The organism is Billgrantia saliphila (genome assembly GCF_002930105.1).
Taxonomy (GTDB): Bacteria; Pseudomonadota; Gammaproteobacteria; order Pseudomonadales; family Halomonadaceae; genus Halomonas; species Halomonas saliphila.
In genome coordinates this window covers 42,127-59,013 of the sequence record NZ_PJRN01000010.1, presented here as the reverse complement: position 1 = coordinate 59,013, position 16,887 = coordinate 42,127, and the positions used below count along the sequence as shown (strand labels likewise).

The 16,887-nt window shown below is 63.8% G+C and carries 17 protein-coding genes; 7 read left to right on the top strand and 10 right to left on the bottom strand.

The features are described 5' to 3' along the window. Positions 1-57: 57 nt before the first annotated feature. Positions 58-1,302, bottom strand: coding sequence for a methionine gamma-lyase (locus CYJ07_RS12545; RefSeq protein ID WP_104204049.1), 1,245 nt, complete (start codon positions 1,300-1,302; stop codon positions 58-60). A gap of 126 nt (positions 1,303-1,428) precedes the next feature. On the opposite strand from CYJ07_RS12545, the gene CYJ07_RS12540 reads away from it, so the two are divergent. From CYJ07_RS12540 to CYJ07_RS12525, 4 genes are all read left to right on the top strand, one after another. Further along, positions 1,429-1,884, top strand: coding sequence for an Lrp/AsnC family transcriptional regulator (locus tag CYJ07_RS12540; RefSeq protein WP_104204048.1), 456 nt, complete (start codon positions 1,429-1,431; stop codon positions 1,882-1,884). Positions 1,885-1,950: 66 nt separating this feature from the next. Next, positions 1,951-2,856: a cation diffusion facilitator family transporter gene (locus CYJ07_RS12535; RefSeq protein WP_104204047.1), complete on the top strand. Its 906-nt coding sequence runs from the start codon at positions 1,951-1,953 to the stop codon at positions 2,854-2,856. A gap of 122 nt (positions 2,857-2,978) precedes the next feature. After that, the gene (locus CYJ07_RS12530) at positions 2,979-3,602 is read left to right on the top strand and encodes an exopolysaccharide biosynthesis protein (protein ID WP_104204046.1); all 624 of its coding nucleotides are present in this window, start codon (positions 2,979-2,981) and stop codon (positions 3,600-3,602) included. A gap of 10 nt (positions 3,603-3,612) precedes the next feature. Beyond that, positions 3,613-4,560 (top strand): threonine ammonia-lyase, encoded by a 948-nt coding sequence (locus CYJ07_RS12525; protein ID WP_104204045.1) that lies wholly within the window; start codon positions 3,613-3,615, stop codon positions 4,558-4,560. A gap of 13 nt (positions 4,561-4,573) precedes the next feature. Here the strand turns inward: CYJ07_RS12525 and CYJ07_RS12520 are convergent, their stop codons facing one another. After that, entirely contained in the window at positions 4,574-5,176 is a 603-nt protein-coding gene (locus CYJ07_RS12520) for a LysE family translocator (RefSeq protein ID WP_104204044.1), read from the bottom strand. Between the two features lie 98 nt (positions 5,177-5,274). Between CYJ07_RS12520 and CYJ07_RS12515 the strand changes: the two genes are divergently transcribed. Continuing rightward, positions 5,275-6,672, top strand: coding sequence for an aminotransferase-like domain-containing protein (locus CYJ07_RS12515; RefSeq protein ID WP_104204043.1), 1,398 nt, complete (start codon positions 5,275-5,277; stop codon positions 6,670-6,672). 25 nt (positions 6,673-6,697) lie between these two features. Here the strand turns inward: CYJ07_RS12515 and CYJ07_RS12510 are convergent, their stop codons facing one another. Then, positions 6,698-7,744 (bottom strand): GlxA family transcriptional regulator, encoded by a 1,047-nt coding sequence (locus CYJ07_RS12510; RefSeq protein ID WP_104204042.1) that lies wholly within the window; start codon positions 7,742-7,744, stop codon positions 6,698-6,700. Between the two features lie 97 nt (positions 7,745-7,841). Between CYJ07_RS12510 and CYJ07_RS12505 the strand changes: the two genes are divergently transcribed. Continuing rightward, positions 7,842-8,921, top strand: coding sequence for a methyltransferase domain-containing protein (locus tag CYJ07_RS12505; protein WP_104204041.1), 1,080 nt, complete (start codon positions 7,842-7,844; stop codon positions 8,919-8,921). A 277-nt stretch (positions 8,922-9,198) separates the two neighbouring features. Further along, positions 9,199-9,648, top strand: a complete 450-nt coding sequence (locus CYJ07_RS12500; RefSeq protein ID WP_104204040.1) for a RidA family protein — start codon at positions 9,199-9,201, stop codon at positions 9,646-9,648. A gap of 34 nt (positions 9,649-9,682) precedes the next feature. Here CYJ07_RS12500 and gntR read toward each other — a convergent pair whose 3' ends face one another. From gntR to CYJ07_RS12465, 7 genes are all read right to left on the bottom strand, one after another. Next, complete coding sequence (gene gntR, locus CYJ07_RS12495) at positions 9,683-10,678, bottom strand: gluconate operon transcriptional repressor GntR (protein ID WP_104204039.1); 996 nt, start codon at positions 10,676-10,678, stop codon at positions 9,683-9,685. Positions 10,679-10,793: 115 nt separating this feature from the next. Beyond that, a complete protein-coding gene (locus CYJ07_RS12490) occupies positions 10,794-11,276 on the bottom strand; it encodes a gluconokinase (RefSeq protein ID WP_104204038.1) in 483 nt (160 codons plus the stop codon). A gap of 44 nt (positions 11,277-11,320) precedes the next feature. Next, on the bottom strand, positions 11,321-12,604 hold the full coding sequence (locus CYJ07_RS12485; protein ID WP_104204037.1) for a TRAP transporter large permease: 1,284 nt from the start codon (positions 12,602-12,604) through the stop codon (positions 11,321-11,323). Between the two features lie 2 nt (positions 12,605-12,606). Further along, positions 12,607-13,197 (bottom strand): TRAP transporter small permease, encoded by a 591-nt coding sequence (locus tag CYJ07_RS12480; protein ID WP_104204036.1) that lies wholly within the window; start codon positions 13,195-13,197, stop codon positions 12,607-12,609. 61 nt (positions 13,198-13,258) lie between these two features. Beyond that, positions 13,259-14,335, bottom strand: a complete 1,077-nt coding sequence (locus CYJ07_RS12475; protein WP_104204035.1) for a TRAP transporter substrate-binding protein — start codon at positions 14,333-14,335, stop codon at positions 13,259-13,261. A gap of 190 nt (positions 14,336-14,525) precedes the next feature. Then, a complete protein-coding gene (locus CYJ07_RS12470) occupies positions 14,526-15,539 on the bottom strand; it encodes a serine hydrolase (RefSeq protein WP_197038353.1) in 1,014 nt (337 codons plus the stop codon). Positions 15,540-15,691: 152 nt separating this feature from the next. Continuing rightward, positions 15,692-16,795, bottom strand: a complete 1,104-nt coding sequence (locus tag CYJ07_RS12465; RefSeq protein WP_104204033.1) for a heparan-alpha-glucosaminide N-acetyltransferase domain-containing protein — start codon at positions 16,793-16,795, stop codon at positions 15,692-15,694. Between the last annotated feature and the right edge of the window lie 92 nt (positions 16,796-16,887).

Sequence of the window (16,887 nt, the reverse complement as noted above, 5' to 3'; positions counted from 1 at the left end):
TGTACCGGGGGCACGGCCGATGGAGAAGCGATGATCAGTCCGAGCCGCCCCGAACGCTCAAAATGACGCTGACGAGGTAGCGTTTCGCTCCACCTGGGGATCGCCCGAGCCGGCGAGTGCCTGGGCCAGGTCGGCGAGAATGTCCGCCGGGGTCTCAAGGCCTATGGAAAGGCGAACCAGATCGTCGGAGATACCGTGCTCTGCACGCTCCTCCGGGGAAAGGATGGAATGCGTCATGCTGGCCGGATGCTGGATGAGACTTTCGGCATCGCCCAGGGAAACGGCGCGATGGATCATCTGGAGGCGGTTCATCAGTTCCCGCCCTGCTGCCAGACCGCCCTTGAGTTCGAAGGCAATCACACCGCTGTAATCGCTCATCTGCCGTCTGGCCAACGCATGCTGGGGAAAACTCTCCAGCCCCGGGTAATGCACCCGCTGTATCCTCGGCTGCTTCTCTAGCCAGCGTGCCACTTCCAGCGCCGTGGCGGACTGGCGTTGCATGCGGATCTCCAGGGTCTTGAGGCCGCGCATGACGAGAAACGCGGTGAAAGGAGACATGACCGCACCGGTGAAATCCTTCAAGCCCGTGAGACGCACATGCCTGATGGCATCCTCGCTTCCCACCAGGACGCCGGCGACGAGATCGCCATGTCCACCGAGATACTTGGTGGCGGAATGCACGACGAAGTCGGCGCCCCATTCGATCGGGCGGGTAATGACCGGCGTGGCATAGGTATTGTCCACGGCCACCTGCGCCCCGTTCCGATGCGCGATCTGGCAGATCGCCGAGATATCGACCAAGCGCATGGTGGGGTTGGCCGGCGTCTCGAAGAAGACCATCCGGGTCCGACTGCCGATGATCGCCTCCAGGTTGGCCGGTTGTGAAAGATCGGCGTGGCGAACCCGGATACCGAACTCGGCCAGGCCGTGATGGAAGAAAGCATGCGTGCAGCCATAGAGGGTGCTGTCGGTGATCAGCTCGTCACCCGGGCGTAGCAGGCTCCACATCAGCGCGCTGATCGCCCCCATGCCGGAGGCGGTGGCAAGCCCGGCTTCGGCGCCTTCCAGGCTCGCCATACGGCGTTCGAGAATCTCTACGGTGGGATTGGAGATGCGGGAGTAAAAGTGCCCCGGTGCTTCGCCGGCGAAACGGGCGGCACCCTGCTCTGCGCTATCGAAGGCAAAGGTCGAGGTCACGTGCATGGGCGGTGTCAACGCGCCCTGCTCCTCCAGCGGGTCGTAGGCTGCATGAATGGCTCGCGTGGCGAAACCTTGGCTTTGCTTACGCTTGCTTTCCGACATGACTCGCCCCCTGCGTTGATTCGCTCCGCTCTTGCTTTAGCCTAGGCGCATATCGTTGGAATTGGCTTTCCTTTCACGGCGCCGATACCGCAAGATTGGCAATATTCTGCCAATGTGGAGCCTCACATGGACAAGATCGACCGAAAGATACTCCATGAGCTGCAATTGAATGGCCGCTTGAGCAACCAAGAACTGGCCCAGCGAGTGAATCTCTCTCCGTCCCCTTGCCTGCGACGGGTGCGTCGACTCGAACAGGAAGGACTGATACGCGGCTATACCGCTCTCGTGGATCAGAAAGCCTACGGATACCCGATCACGGTATTCACGCGCATCACCCTGGAGAGGCACGACACCGAGACCGTGCAGAAATTCGAGAGTCGGGTAAAGGAGATCGATGAGATCGTCGACTGCTTCCTGATGACCGGCCAGCGCGATTACCTGTTGCGCGTGGTCGCGACCAGCCTCGAAGGCTACGAGCGCTTCGTCCGCGATACGCTGCACACCATTCCCGGCATCGGTTCCATCGATACGAGTTTCGCTTATGGCGTGGTCAAGCATGCACCAGCGCTGCCGTCCCACTGAGGCGCTGGCCCTCCCCCGCCATGCAGACCTGAGCTAGTATCGGAGGTTTCCGTCTGGAGCATCGACATGCAGGCCTCTCTCGAGCAGCGCGCGCTGAAGATTTCCATCATGATGACGCTGGTGGTATCCGGTATGGGCGTCGCCTTCGGCCTGATGGCGGGCTCCCAGTCGATCCTATTCGATGGCGTGTTCTCCACCATCGATGCCGCCATGTCGGCACTGGCGCTGCTGGTGGCACGCCTTGCAGTGCGCGAGGCCAGCCAGCGCTTTCAGCACGGCTACTGGCACTTGGAGCCGCTGGTGGCGGCGCTCAACGGCAGCATCCTGGTCTTGCTGTGCTTCTATGCCTTTCTCAATGCCTTACAGGGCTTGCTGGAGGGCGGCCAGACATTGTCCTTTGGCGTGGCCATGGCCTATGCCGTGGTGGTAGCGACGATCTGCTACGTCATGGCGGCTTACCAGCGGCGCATCAATCGTCGTGCGCAGTCGGAGTTCGTACGCATCGACATGCATGGCTGGCTGATGGCTGCGCTGATTACCACATCGCTGTTCGTGGCTTTCAGCCTCGGGCTGCTGCTCCAGGGCACCGCGTTGGAACCTTGGGCGCGCTATATCGATGCACTGCTGCTGATGCTGCTGACGGCAGGCTTCATGCCGGTGCCGGTGGGTATCGTACGCCGCGCCTTGAAGGAAATCCTGCTGATCGCTCCCAGCAATATCGATCGTGAGGTTCATGCTGCCATGGAGCCGGTGATGCAGCGCGACGGATTGATCGAATACTTCAGTCATGTGGCGAAGGCCGGGCGCGGCCACTATATCGAGATCCATGTCGTCACCGCCCCCGATTTCGCGTCGGACCATGGCATCGCCGTGCTCGACGAAATACGCGAACAGATCGCCGCGGGGCTGAGTCCGCCGCCGGAGCGGCGCTGGTTCACAGTGGCGTTTACCGCCGACCCGCGCTGGGCCTGACGCCGATTGCAGTGCACGGCCCGGTTCAGTCACCAGTCAGCGAGGCGTGACTATGCTTGTAGCCAAGCCAGCCCTATTGGAACGGATTCCGCTCAGCGAGTAAAAAAAGGAAGGGAGAAAGGATGCCGACATCACGGAACGAAGATCGCGACGATTCCCGCCAGGAGGAGCCGCATAACATCGTCGAGTTGATGCAGGCCATCGAGTCGATCGAAACGCCTTCGGGGCGAATTCGCTTCGACGAGGTGCTCGACGCCATCGGCCGGCGTGCCTTTGGCCCCCTGCTGCTGTTGGCAGGCCTGGTCACGCTGGCGCCGATCATCAGTGGCATTCCCGGCGTGCCTACGTTGATGGCCCTGTTCACGCTGCTGGTATGCGTGCAGCTGTTGATCGGGCGACGTACCTTCTGGCTGCCGCGCTGGCTGTGCAATCGCACGCTGCCCAGCGACAAGGTACACAAGGGACTGAAGTGGATGTATCGGCCCGCCGAGTGGGTCGACCGCCTGCTGCATCCGCGCATCACCTTCATGACCGGCAACCTCGGCATGCAGCTCTCCGCCTTGGCCTGCGTGATCATTGCCCTGGCCATGCCGCCCATGGAGTTCATCCCTTTTTCCGTCAACATTGCCGGCGTCGCCCTGACCCTGTTCGGCCTGTCGTTCATGGCCCGCGACGGATTGCTGGCCATCCTGGCGTTCGCCATCACCGGTCTGTCGCTGGCCGTCGTGCTGATCAATTTCCTGTAGGAGGCCCGTCATGCTCCAGCTCGAACAGCTTCAACAGGCACAGCGCCTTATCGCCGATACCCTGTCGCCAACGCCACTGGTCCTCGATCACGGTCTATCCGACCGCCTGGGACGCCGCGTGTGGCTCAAGGCTGAGCTGTTTCAGCGCACCGGTTCGTTCAAGCCGCGCGGCGGCCTGCACTGGGTGCGCACTGCGAGTCGTGAGGAACTTGCCGGTGGACTGGGTGCCGTGTCGGCCGGCAACCATGCCCTGGGGCTGGCCTGGGCGGCACGTCAGGCCGATGTACCGGTGACCATCGTGATGCCCGAGAACGCCAGCGCATTCAAGGTGGAGGGCAGCCGTGCCCTGGGCGCCGAGGTGATTCTTCACGGCGATATCAACGCCGCCTGGGAATTGATGCATCGATTGGTCGAGGAGCGCGGCCTGACGCTGGTTCATCCCTACGATGACGAGCGCATCATCGCCGGCCAGGGTACGGTGGGGTTGGAGATACTGGAACAGGCGCCGGAGGCGTCGGCGATTCTGTGTCCGGTGGGGGGCGGCGGACTGATCGCAGGCATCGGAGTGGCGGCTTCGGCGCTACGCCCGGAGATGGCCGTGATCGGCGTGGAGCCGGCGGGAGCTGCCAGCATGGCGCACGCCTGGTTGCATGGAGAGCCGGCGCGGCTGGAGCGGGTCGAAACCCGCGCCAAGAGCCTGGGCGCAGCCTTGGTCGGCGAACTCACCTATCCCCTGTGCCGAGCCCACACCCGGGAGTTGGTGGCCGTGGACGAGGATGCCATCCGGCTCGCCATGCGCCATCTGGTGTACCAGGCCAAGCTGGCGGCGGAGCCGGGCGCAGCCGTGGGCGTGGCCGCTCTGATGGAAGAGTTCGCCGTGCTGCCGCCGGAGGGCGATATCGTGGTGGTGATCACCGGCGGCAACATGAGCCGGGAAGAGCTGCAGGAGTGCCTCTAGCCGACGCAGCGGATCAACCCAGTATGAAAACTACGCAGGCCGCGGTGAGCCCACCCATCACACCATTGAAAATACGCCAGGCCCGTGGCGTACGTAACCAGCGGCCGATGGCCATGCCGAACCCCGCCCACAGGGCGATGCAGGGCAGCGCCACGAGTTCGGCGAACCCTGCCAACAGCAGGGCGTTGACTACGGTGTCGCCGCCCTCGGGCAGAAAGCCGGCCATCAGCGCCAGGCCCATGACCCATGCCTTGGGGTTGGCGAACTGGAAGGCGGCGGCCTGCCAGAAATTCAACGGCCTTCCCTCGCCCCGGTGTCTCAGGTCGGGCGGCGGCGCCGTGGCGATCTTCCACGCCAGGTAAAGCAGATAGGCGCTACCGAGTATACGCAGGGTCATCTGTACCGCGGGGTAGCGTTCGAAGATCAGTCCCAGCCCCAGGGCGATACCGGCGAACAACAAGAAACAGCCCCCCAAGATGCCGAAGATATGCGGCAAGGTGCGCAGGAAGCCATAGTTGGCGCCCGATGCCGTGAGCATTACGTTGTTCGGTCCCGGGGTGATGGTCATCGTGATCATGTAGAGGGCCGCCGGCCCGAGGAACGCCAGAGCTTCCATGTATTTGTACCCATACAATTTCGTCAGCTTAATTGAATTGCTCGCCCACCACCCAGCATAATGAGCGGATATCCAGCGTCAAAGGTTTTATTGTCACCATGACAATTTGGGTTCCTCAACTCGCTGAGAGCGGTATTCGCTACCGCAATCTGGCCGAAGCCATTGCCGATGCGATACGTCGCGGCGAGCTTGCACCCGGTGCAAAACTGCCGCCTCAGCGTCGCCTGGCCGACCGTCTCCAGGTGACGGTGGGCACCGTGACACGAGCCTACGCCGAGGCCGAGCGTCAGGGTTGGGTGGTCGCTCGGGTCGGTAGCGGTACTTACGTTCGGGGAGCTGAGACTTCCTCGGGCCAGGACTTCCTCGCCAGCCGCCCCGTCGAAGCCGGCATCGTCGACCTCAGCCTGAGCTTGCCGCCACCACATCCCATGCGCGCCGCCACGCTGGGGCGCGTGTTGCGAGAGATGGCGGACAACGATCTCGTCCTGCAGCGCGCGGTGGAGTACCAGTCGGATCGTGGTGTCGCCGTCCATCGCGAGCAGCTCGCCGCCTGGATGACCGAGCTCGGCATGCCGGCCGATGCCGAAGCGCTGCTGGTTACCCAAGGCGGTCAGCACGGCATCAGCCTGGCGCTGCAGGCGCTGGTGCGACCTGGCGAGCGCATCGCCGCCGATGTGCTCACCTACCCGGGGCTGATCAGCGCTGCGCGTCAGGCCCACCTGAAGGTGCTGGGCATACCGATGGACGACCAGGGAATGGACATGGATGCCCTCGCTCGGCTGTGCGCGCAACAGCAGCCACCGCGCCTGATCTATGTCACGCCCGATCAGAACAATCCGACCGGTACCCCGCTGAGCGAAAGCCGGCGCGAGCGTTTGGTAGCCCTAGCACGTCAGTACGACTTCTGGATCGTCGAGGATGGGGTGCAGTACCTGCCCAAGGCGGAACGCGGCACGCCGATCTATCGCCTGGCACCGGAACGCACCCTGTTCATCTTCAGCACTTCAAAGGTGCTGGCGGGGGGATTGCGCATCGGCACCCTTTTAGCCCCCGGCATGACGCGCGAACGCCTGGGAGCAACGCTGCGCGCTCAGAACTGGATGGTGCCGCCGTTGATGGTCGAGGCGGTCTGCCGCTGGGTATCCAGCGATGACAGTCGTGTCCTGCTGGACTGGCTGATCCAGGAATTGGGGGAACGTCAGAAGATGGCCCGTGACTATCTGGCCGGCTACGCAGTGAGCGGCCGGGCGCATGGCAACAACCTGTGGCTGCCATTACCCGAGGGGCTGCGCAGCGCCGAGCTGCTGGAGGCTCTGGCGCGGCGCGACATCTTGGTGTCCAGCGCTGAGCCATTCTGCGTGGGCAGCGAGCCGGCACCGCAGGCGCTGCGCCTGTGCCTCAGCGCCGCTCCCTCACGCGAGGCACTGGCTCGCGCGCTGGAAACCGTCGCCGAACTGCTTGCCGAACCCCCGGCCACGCCCTGGCGCACGCTTTAGAGCAGGCTAGCCAGACACGATTGGGCTACGTCAGCGAAGAGGACAGTCGCAGCCGGAGTCCACGGAAACGGCGGCGATACTTGCTCGGCGTGAGCCCCACTCGACGCGCGAAGAGTTCGCGAAAAAAGCTGGAATCGGCGTAGCCGACCTGCTCGGCGATCGCCTCGATGGGATCGTCGTCCTGCTCGAGACACTGCTTCGCTTCCTCCAACCGCAACGTCTGGACATAGTCCAGGGGCGTCATTCCGGTGGCTGCCTTGAAGCGCCGCTTGAAGGAGCGCTCGGTCAGGCCGCTGACCTTGACCATTCCCGAGACTGGCGAGGGTATGTCGTAGTGCTGCGCGACCCAAACCTGGCAGCGCGCAATGCAGGCATCCTCGGCCTGGCGCATGCGGCTCAATACTGCGAAGGGTTGCTGTCCATCGTGATGCCAGTCGATGAGATGCACGCGTGCGAGGCGCATCGCCTCGTCGGTTCCGACCAAGCGAGCCACCAGGTAGAGCGTCAAATCGAACCAGCTGGTGCCTCCGCCCGCCATGATCAGGCGCTGCCCTTCTCCGCTGGCGACCAGAATGCGATGAGGATGGACCTTTACCTGCGGGTAACGTCGCGCTAGCGCATCGCAATAGGCCCAGTGAGTGGTGGCCTCCTGCCCGTCCAGCAATCCCGCCTCGGCCAGCAGCATGGCGCCGGTACAGGCTGCGGCCAGCAGCGCTCCCCGAGCCTGACAGTCACGCAGCCAGGTAATCTCCGCCGTATAGCGGTCCGTCAGCGATTCCTCGGGCGCGATGAACAGATCGGGAATGCAGGCTGCGGTTGGCAGCGGGCACGCCGCCAAGCTGGAATCGGGCTGGATCCAGGCGCCGTTGGGCGCGCGGAAGCCTTTACCCGTCTTCGATACGATCAACGGGCGCAGCAGTGGCTCGCCCATGCGTCCGTGAATGAGCAGGTTCCAATCCCGCCCGGCCGAACCGAACAGATCGAACATGCCGTACAGCGTCGAGGCGGTAGCCTCCGGCGTAGCCAGCAGAGCGATTGTCAGCGGTGCCTGTTGGGTATCGAGGATACTCATGGCACGAACCCCCTGATCACGGCACAAGACCCTTTCGTTGTGACGACCACCCGGTCGTAACGTTCTTCTTGCACACCCGATCACAAGGAGAATACTCATGTGCCATGTTCATCAACTCACCCCCGTTGACACCGAAGCCTTCGAGACGCGTCTGGTTCATGCCCTCAACGAGGCGGGGGCGCTGCTGCTCACCGCCCTCGGTTACCGTACCGGACTGTTCGAAGCCCTGGCCGGACAGCCGCCCATGACCAGCCGGACGCTGGCCGAGCACGCCGGTCTCGAGGAGCGTTACGTGCGCGAATGGCTTGGCGGCATGCTCGTCGCCGGCTTTCTGGAATCCGATCCCGACGCCGGCACCTATTGGCTACCGGATGCCCATGCCGAACTGCTGACCGATGCCGGCCCAGCCAACCTGGCGGTCTATTCGCAGTTTATCTCCATTCTGGCCAGCGTGGAGGACGATGTGGTGCGCTGCTTCCGCGAGGGAGGCGGCGTACCCTATTCACGTTACCCCCGCTTCCAGGAGGTGATGGCCAGCGATAGCGCGCAGACGGTGCTACCGGCCCTTTTCGACGCCATACTGCCACTAGCCCAAGGCTTGCCCGAACGGCTCGAGCGTGGCATTCGCGTGCTCGATTGTGCCTGCGGTCGGGGCCGGGCGCTCATCGCCATGGCCGAGCGCTACCCGGCCAGCCACTTCGTTGGCTACGACCTCTCGGAGGAAGCCATCGCCTGGGCGCGGCGGGAAACCGAGAAAGCCGGACTGGGCAACGTGAACTTCGAAGAGCGCGACCTGAGCGATTTCGATATCAACGCCGAACCCGACGCTTTCGACTTGGTCACTACCTTTGATGGCATCCACGACCAGGCGCGTCCACGCAGTCTGCTCAAAGGCATCCACCGCACCCTGGCACCAGGCGGGGTCTATCTGGTGCAAGATATTCATGCATCGAGCCATCATCATCTCGACCGGGAGCATCCGTTCGGCACCATGCTGTATGCCGTGTCGGTCAGCCACTGCATGACCGTCTCACTGGCCCAGGGTGGCGAAGGGCTGGGAACCATGTGGGGGCGCGAGCGGGCGCTGGCCTATCTGGAGGAAGCGGGGTTCCGCGACATCGAGGTCCACCAGCTGGAGCATGACATCCAGAACGACTACTTTGTCTGCCACGCCTGATGAGCCTAGGCGAAGGCAGGCCGCCGCCGCCTGCCTTCGCCCTCAACGTCGCAGCTCGGCTTCGGTGTAATAGCGACCATGCCCTCTTCGTCGGTGGTAATCCTCCAGAGTCCCACCTGGCTATCGCTAGCGCGATATTCATGGCATGACCGGCGTTGGTCTGTCCGTCGAGCCGTGCGCCTACCATCGATCAATGATCAAACGAAGGCAAGCGGGCTTGCGCCGCCGGGTTCAAGCTACACAATGAAAGGCAACGCCACCTCTCGGATGCTCACGTATGCCTCGCTTCCTCAACGACCCCACCCTAGCCATACCGGTATTCCCCGGCAGCCATATCGTCCTGGATGGCCACTACGTTTTCATCTCGGGATTGACGGTGACCGACATCCAGGGCGGCGAGGCGGTATTGGGCGACATTGCCGAGGAGGCCCGCTGGGTGATGCGCCGGCTGTCGCGCATGCTGGAATACGCGGGAGCCTCGATGGCCGACGTGGTTCGAGTCGACATCCACCTGACCAACCTGGACACTATCCACACCATGGATGCGGCCTACGCCGAATTCTTCGAGAATCACAGCTATCCGGCCCGCACCTGCACCGAGTCGCCTCGTCTGAGCGGGGGCGCCAACGTGGAGATTACGCTGATGGCGCGACAGCCCGAGCGGGCAATCGCCGACAGCGCGAACGCGCAAGGTGAAGAATCGCAGGAGGACGAGGATAAGGCCTAGCCGGCAGGCCCATCTCGGGGTTACGCAGGCGTGGCTAGAGCGTCATACCGGGCTCGATTTCGTAGCCCATGTCGATGATCTTCTGTCCGAGCGTCTTGCCCTGGATGCGCGCCAGCAGTTCGCTGGCCGCGCGCTCGCCAATGGACTCGCGCGGCGTGACCACGCTGGCCAGCCGCGGCATCATCACCTGCCCCACATCGTGACCGTGGAAACCGGCGATGGCCATCCGTTCAGGTACGCGAATGCCGCGCCGCAGGCACTCGAAATAGGCGCCGATGGCGACATCGTCATTGGTGCAGAAGATCCCGTCGGTCTCGGGGTGCTGCGCCAGGATCTCATCGAGCAGCCTCGCCCCCACGCTATACGAGGAACGCTGCGTGCTCTGTAGTGTGAGCGGTGTCAGGTCGTGCTCCTTCATGGCCTGCCGGTAGCCCTGCTCGCGCTGGAGCGTGCGCGAGTCCAGGCGAACCGCCAGGTAGGCGATGCGACGCCGGCCATAGCGGATCATCTCGCTGACCATGTCGTATGCGGCGCGCGCATTGTCGTAACCCACAGCCTGATGCAGCGGCGGTGTCAGCGAGTCCATGATCTCGATGGTGGGGATGCCCGCGGTATCCAGCATGCGGCGGGTGCGCTGGGTATGCTGGCTGTCGGAGAGGATCAATCCGTCGACGTTGTACGACAGCAGCGAGGCTAGGCTGCGCTCCTCGAGCTCCTTGTTGTAGCCGTAGTGCGAGAGCATCAGATGATAGCCGGCCGGTTGGGTGACTTTCTCGATGCCCACCAGCACGTCGGCAAAGACCTGGTTGGTCAGCGACGGCACCAGCACGCCGATGGAGTGGCTGGTTGCGCGCGAAAGCAGGTCGGGGGCGCGGTTGGGGATGTAGCCGATCTGCTCCGCCACGGCGAAGATGCGCTCGCGCAGGCCCTCCGAGACAGTGGACGGATCTCGCAGGCAGCGGCTCACGGTCATCTTGGTCGCCCCGACCCGATCGGCGATATCCTGCAATGTCGGCCGTTTCTTTTTCACGCTACCCCGCTTCCCAGTGGTCTGACTCGCTCCGCGCCGTCATGACGCCAGGCGGTGCCCGGCGTCAGCATACCCGAATCGCTGCGCCCGGCGCCGCCAACTCGCGCCACCGCACTCAGCGAGGTGTCAGCGATGCCACGAACGCCTCGGCGATGGCTTCGGGGGCGTCGGCGATGTTCAGCCTGACGGCCTCGTCGCTTCCGGGCTCTTCCAGATCGCGCAGTTGACTGTCGAGCATCGCCTCGCCGCGGAAGAAATGCGCTTCGCGAGTCATCAGGCGTTGCATCAGTTGCTCGCGGCTACCTTCGAGGAACAGGAAGCGCAGTGCGGGGTCGCCGCGTCGCAGCAGGTCGCGATAGCGCCGCTTCAGCGCCGAGCAGGCCAGCACCAGCGAGGCGTCGCGACGGCGGTAGGCGGCGATATGCTCAGCCAGGGTCTCCAGCCACTCACGTCGATCGTCGTCGTCGAGCGGGATGCCGTTCGCCATCTTGGCGATGTTGGCCGGCGGGTGGTAATCGTCGCCGTCGATGTAGGCGACCCCCAGACGCTCGGCCAGGCACGCGCCGATACAGGACTTGCCCGAGCCCGACACCCCCATCACCACGATCCGGACTGTGCCTTCTTTCACGGAACCTCCGCTCGTCAGTTGCCGCGTACGGCGGCCAGATCGGGCAGCCAGGTTACGAGACCTGGAAAGGCGATCAGCACAAACAACACCACCAGCAGGGCGCCGTAGTACGGCAGCATGGCCCGTACCAGCTGCTCCATGGTGACCCGGCCCACGCCGCAGCCGACATAGAGACAGGTGCCCACCGGTGGAGTCAGCAGACCGATACCGAGGATGAAGGCCATCAGCACACCGAAATAGACCGGGTCGACGCCCACCGAAGTGACGATCGGCGTCAGCATCGGCGCCATGATCACCATCGCCGGGGTCAGGTCCATCACGAAGCCCACCAACAGCAGCAGGCCGGCCACGATCAGCAGCAGCAGGAACGGCTCCTGGGTGATCGCCTGTACCTGACGTACCAGCGTCTGCGGGACCATATTGATGGTCAGGAACCAGGCGATGACGGTGGCGAACGCCAGCAGCAACAGCACCATGCCGGTCAGTCGCGCGGTGCGGATCAGCATGCCCCACAGCTCACGCGGGTGGAATTCACGGTAGACCGTCAACGAAATGAACAATGAATACAGCAGCGCGGCCACGGCGGCCTCGGTGGCGGTGAACACCCCACCGAGGATGCCGCCTATCACGATCACCGGCAGCACCAGGGCCAGCCAGGCCGCCTTGAAGGCCTCCCACAGCCGACCAAGCTCGAACTTGCGGGTCTGTCCGGCGTGCTCGATGCTGGCCATGATGAAGGTAGTCACCATCAGCGCGAAGCCGATCAGAAGCCCCGGCACGATGCCGGCAATGAACAGGCGGCTGATCGAGGTCTCGGTGACGATGCCGAACAGGATCAGCGGGATCGACGGCGGGATGATGATGCCGATGACCGATGAAACGGTATTGATTGCGGTGGCATGAGGCGCCGAATAGCCCTGCTGTTTCATCGAGGGAATCATCATCGCGCCGGTGGCAGCGGTGTCGGCCACCGCCGAGCCGCTGATGCCGCCGAAGAACATCGATCCGGTGATCGCTACCTGGCCCAGTCCCCCGCGCATGAAACCTACCAGTGCCCCGGCGAGTTCCATCAGGCGGCGGGCAATACCGCCGTGGCTCATCACCTCACCCACCAGGATGAAGAAAGGGATCGCCAGCAGCGGGAAATTGTTGACGCCTCGAATCGACTGCTCGATCAGAATCGATAGCGGGATGTCCGAGAGGACGGCCATCACCACGGCCGCAATGCCAAGGCCAAAGGCGATGGGCAGCCCGATGATGATGGAGGCGAACAGGATGGCAAGGAAAATCCAAAGCATGGTCAGTCTCCCGCTTGCCGGACGGCGGCGTGGGGGTCACGGATGAAACGCAGGCACAGCCAAGCGCGCCAGATCGCCACCGCGACGATGAACAGCGAACACAGCACCAGGGAGACGTTGATCAGGTTCCACGGCACGCCGAGGATGGCGGTACGGCCGGTCGAGCGCGACATCACCAGGTAGCCTCCCCAGACTATGATGCCCATCAGGGAGGCGATGATCAGGTGCTGGATCAGGAACAGGACATAGGCGGCCCGCGGCTTGAGCCGGCGCACCAGGAAATCCACGGCGATATGTTCGTAGCGGGCGAAGGCCGCCGCGGCACCGATGAAGATCAGCCAGATGAACAGCATGCGTGCCAGTTCATCGGCCCAGGGCAGCGAGCGGTTGAATATCGAGCGACCGATGACGTTGGCCGAGACGGAAACGATCAGGGCCACCAGAATCGCCGCGATCAGATGTTCCATGGCCACGGTCAGCCAGCGAAAGGCCGCTGGCCCACGACGGCCCTCGATGTCGAGCTCCAGCGGTTCACGACTGGGGTCGTCGAGATAAACGCCGGGATCGGCCGGAGGTTGGTTGGGCGTGGTCATGCAGCGCTCCGTGCAGGGCAAGGGGAAGCCCCTGCCCTGCCAAGTCGGTCGAAGGAAAGGATTACTGGCTGGAGGTGGACTCGACGATTTCCTGGATCTCGGCGATCAGGTCCTCACCGATACGCGGCGCCCACTCGTCATAGACAGGCTGCACGGCTTCCTGGAAGGCGGCGATCTGCTCGTCGTCGAGACGCGTGATCTGCATGCCCTTCTCTTCGAGCTGCTCGCGCGACCAGTCGTCGTATTCGGTGGCCAGTTGGATCTCGTACTCGGCGGACTTGCGCGCCGCATCCTGCACCAGCTCCTGATATTCCGGCGCCAGACGCTCCCAGGTGCGCTCGGAGATCATCAGGATGAACGGCGTGTAGACGTGGCGGGTCTCGGAGCCGTAATCCTGCACTTCATGGAAGTTGGAGGTCAGGATGGTGCTCCACGGGTTCTCCTGGCCGTCGACAACGCCCTGCTCCATGGCAGAGAACAGCTCACCGAACGCCATCGGCGTGGGGTTGGCCCCCAGCGTTTCCCAGATCGACAGGTGCACCGGGTTTTCCATGGTGCGGATGGTGAGACCGCTGACATCCAAGCCGGCAACGTCCTCGGGCGACTCGACGGGGCGCGCGCTGTTGGTGAGCTGGCGGTAGCCGTTCTCGGAGAAGGCCAGGGCCTTGATGCCGGAGCCCTCGAAGCCATCGAGCATGCGCTGGGCGGTGTCGCTCTGCATGACGGCGATGGCCGCATCGCGATTGGGCAGCAGGAACGGCAGATCGAACGCCGCCAGCTCCTCGACATAAGTGGTGGCGGGTGAGCTGGAAGGATAGGTCATGTCCAGTGACCCGGTCTGGAGCATCTCCATCATCTGCACGTCATCGCCCAACTGGCTGTTGGGGAAGATATCGACACTGATGCGCCCTTCGGTGCGCTGGTCGAGGATATCGGCGAAGTACTTGACGGAAAGGTACTGCGGCGAACTCTCGGCCAGGCCGATCCCCATGCGCAGGGTGTGGCTGCCGTGATCCTCCAGCACATCGCCTTCGATGTCGGGCGGATCGGAGAGATCCGGGGTCTGGGCATGAGCGAGGCCCAGAGTCAGTGTGGCCGCACCGGCTAGCGTGAGGGTGTTGCGCCAGAATAGGTTCATGGCGGACTCCATTGGATTTATCGTTGTGAATTTACGCTTCATCGCAATATCCCGAGTGGCGCAGCGGAGGCCCTCGGGTTCGAACGCCGGCCTCATTGTTACCGGTAACATTCGATGTAGAAAAGGCTAGCCACCCTCGTTACGGCTGTCAACGCGTATCAACCGCGCAGCCGTTAGACGTTCGTCGCAATCACCTTGCGGCTTGGCGAGCAGGCGCGAACACGCCAGCCTCGCGTATGGCACGCCCCACGGCCGCCAGCATCTGCTCGTTGCGGGCCAGGTCGAACTCGCCGCGCACGCAAGCCACGATCACCACTCGGCGTGCTTCGTCGTCCTGGCCATGCGTGGCGATGCCCGCATCGCAGGCACGCCGATGCTGGGTACCGGTCTTGTGGGTGAGACGAACGTCGCGACCCAGCCCCGCCTTCAGGCGACGCTCGCCGCTGGTCGTGCGTGCCATCATCGTCAACAGCTCGGCGGTGGCGTCCGGCCCGAGCGCCCTGCCCTCGGCAAGAGCAGTGAACATGTCGCCGACGGCATCGAGCCGGCCGCTGTTGAGGTCGGTGGCGTAATATCGGTTAAAGGCCTCGTCAAGGCTCGACAGGTGCAGGTTCGCCGGCGCCAGCCCAAGCCTCTGCTGCAACCAGCCCAGCCGGGCGACCTCACCGTTGCGCTTGCGCAGCTCGATGAAGTCCATGCCATTCAGCGCAAAGGCATCCGGATGCAGGTTGGCATAGGCGTGGCGGCGCACATCGACCAGCGTGGTGATCGGCCCCACTCCGCCAGAGGGAGCCAACTGCCGTGCCCTGCGGTTGACATTTTCCAACCCCAGATAGCGAATCAGCATGTCGGTGGCAGTGTTGTCGCTGACGATCAGCATCGATTCGAGCAGCTGTCGCAGCGTCAATTCACTTCCCGGTGGTGCCCAGTTAGTGGCACCTGCGCCGTCGACGTAATCGCTTTGGCGCAGTTCGAGGCGCTCGCTCAGCGTCGTCTCACCCGCCTCGACCCGGGCCATCAGCTCGATGGCGACCGGTACCTTGATCATCGAAGCCAGGTACCAGAACTCATCGTCGTGCCAGCCGAAGCGGGCGCCGCTCTCGAGATCGCGGACATGAACGCCCAGTTCGCCACCGAAGCCGGCCTCGAGCAGCGCCAGCCGGGCCTGCAGACGATCTCCCCAGGCCGGCTCGATGCGTGTCACTGCGCGCTCGGTCCAGTCCAGTTCGGCACTTGCCGGTATCGGTAGTGCCAGACACAGGAGCCATGCGCTTAGCAGGCATTGCACGGGACCACACGGCCGTCGCCCATGCCACAGCCCATTCATAACGCTACTCTTTTTCCGTTTCAGTTCCATCATGAGTGTGCACGAAACCAGCGAATGAAAGCGATCCAGCCTGCGGTGAGGGGGATCAGCGCAACGCCGATACCCAGCACCTGCGGATAGCTGTAGACCTGCCAGGCCTCCATCAGCAAGCGCAGCCCCATGAAGATCACCACAATGTGGAAGATGAAGGCGCGCAGCGCATCGCTGCCGATCACCGTGATTGGGCGCAGCCAGGCGGCGGCGCGCCCGCCCCCCAATAGGCACAATGCCAGGATCACCAGCGCACCACCGACGCTGAACAGCATGAACGGCGCCTCGGGCGGGTGCTTGCCGACGTTCCATGCCACGGCCATCAGCGCCTCGTCGAATGTCGTCGTCGCCAACACCAGCGCCACGAAGCCCGCCAGCAGTGCCGCCCCCGCGCCGGCAAGCCCGAGCACCAGACGCTGACGGCTGTCGACATCGCCGTACCAGCGCAGCACGCCCTCGCCGATCAGCAGCCCCAGCATGACCAACGGTAATCGTGCCAACTGGCCCCAAGTGTAGTGGTCGGCATCCTCCACCAGGATCGCCTTGAGCGGCTCGATGCCCCAGAAATGGAAGTGGCGTTCCAGCGCGACCGACAGCGCGCCCACCGCCACGGGCAACACCAGCCGCGACCACAGCGGCATACGACGCCACAAGGGCAATACCCATGGCAGCCACAGCAGCGCCAAGGCGTAGAAGCCCAGGATCTCGACCCAGATAGGAAAGCGCTGGTAGAGCAGCGCGGCGACGATGTCCTCGCGGGGAAAGATCGGCAGCATCTCGACCACGGTCAGCGCCTTGTACCAGAACATCACCTCGAGCCCACGCAGCATGAGCTTGAGCCGGCGACGGGGCCAGTCCGGGGTTCCCGCCTTGGGCAGGAAGGCAACCGCCAGGGCAATGCCGAAGACCAGGATGAACAGCGACGAGGAAAACTTGGTCACCAGATGAATCGGCACCATGCCCCAGTCGGGCACTTCGGAGAGCCCCAGCAGTCCGCTTATTGCGTGACTGAGGATCATCAGCGCGATGGCGATACCACGGGCCAGGTCGATGGCTTCGACCCGGGCTCCCTGGGACGGCAGCACCGGCCGCTGTGCAAGCATGCTCACTTGGCTATCCCTCGCACGTCATCGACCTCCTGTCTCGCCCCGCCAGGCACGGGATCGCCTGGTCAGGATGCGGGCATGGACAAGCC

Coding starts and splice junctions, on each gene's coding strand:
- CYJ07_RS12545 (WP_104204049.1), bottom strand. CDS start 1,302: ATGTCGGAAAGCAAGCGTAAGCAAAGCCAAGGTTTCGCCACGCGAGCC.
- CYJ07_RS12540 (WP_104204048.1), top strand. CDS start 1,429: ATGGACAAGATCGACCGAAAGATACTCCATGAGCTGCAATTGAATGGC.
- CYJ07_RS12535 (WP_104204047.1), top strand. CDS start 1,951: ATGCAGGCCTCTCTCGAGCAGCGCGCGCTGAAGATTTCCATCATGATG.
- CYJ07_RS12530 (WP_104204046.1), top strand. CDS start 2,979: ATGCCGACATCACGGAACGAAGATCGCGACGATTCCCGCCAGGAGGAG.
- CYJ07_RS12525 (WP_104204045.1), top strand. CDS start 3,613: ATGCTCCAGCTCGAACAGCTTCAACAGGCACAGCGCCTTATCGCCGAT.
- CYJ07_RS12520 (WP_104204044.1), bottom strand. CDS start 5,176: ATGGAAGCTCTGGCGTTCCTCGGGCCGGCGGCCCTCTACATGATCACG.
- CYJ07_RS12515 (WP_104204043.1), top strand. CDS start 5,275: ATGACAATTTGGGTTCCTCAACTCGCTGAGAGCGGTATTCGCTACCGC.
- CYJ07_RS12510 (WP_104204042.1), bottom strand. CDS start 7,744: ATGAGTATCCTCGATACCCAACAGGCACCGCTGACAATCGCTCTGCTG.
- CYJ07_RS12505 (WP_104204041.1), top strand. CDS start 7,842: ATGTGCCATGTTCATCAACTCACCCCCGTTGACACCGAAGCCTTCGAG.
- CYJ07_RS12500 (WP_104204040.1), top strand. CDS start 9,199: ATGCCTCGCTTCCTCAACGACCCCACCCTAGCCATACCGGTATTCCCC.
- CYJ07_RS12490 (WP_104204038.1), bottom strand. CDS start 11,276: ATGGGGGTGTCGGGCTCGGGCAAGTCCTGTATCGGCGCGTGCCTGGCC.
- CYJ07_RS12485 (WP_104204037.1), bottom strand. CDS start 12,604: ATGCTTTGGATTTTCCTTGCCATCCTGTTCGCCTCCATCATCATCGGG.
- CYJ07_RS12480 (WP_104204036.1), bottom strand. CDS start 13,197: ATGACCACGCCCAACCAACCTCCGGCCGATCCCGGCGTTTATCTCGAC.
- CYJ07_RS12475 (WP_104204035.1), bottom strand. CDS start 14,335: ATGAACCTATTCTGGCGCAACACCCTCACGCTAGCCGGTGCGGCCACA.
- CYJ07_RS12465 (WP_104204033.1), bottom strand. CDS start 16,795: ATGCTTGCACAGCGGCCGGTGCTGCCGTCCCAGGGAGCCCGGGTCGAA.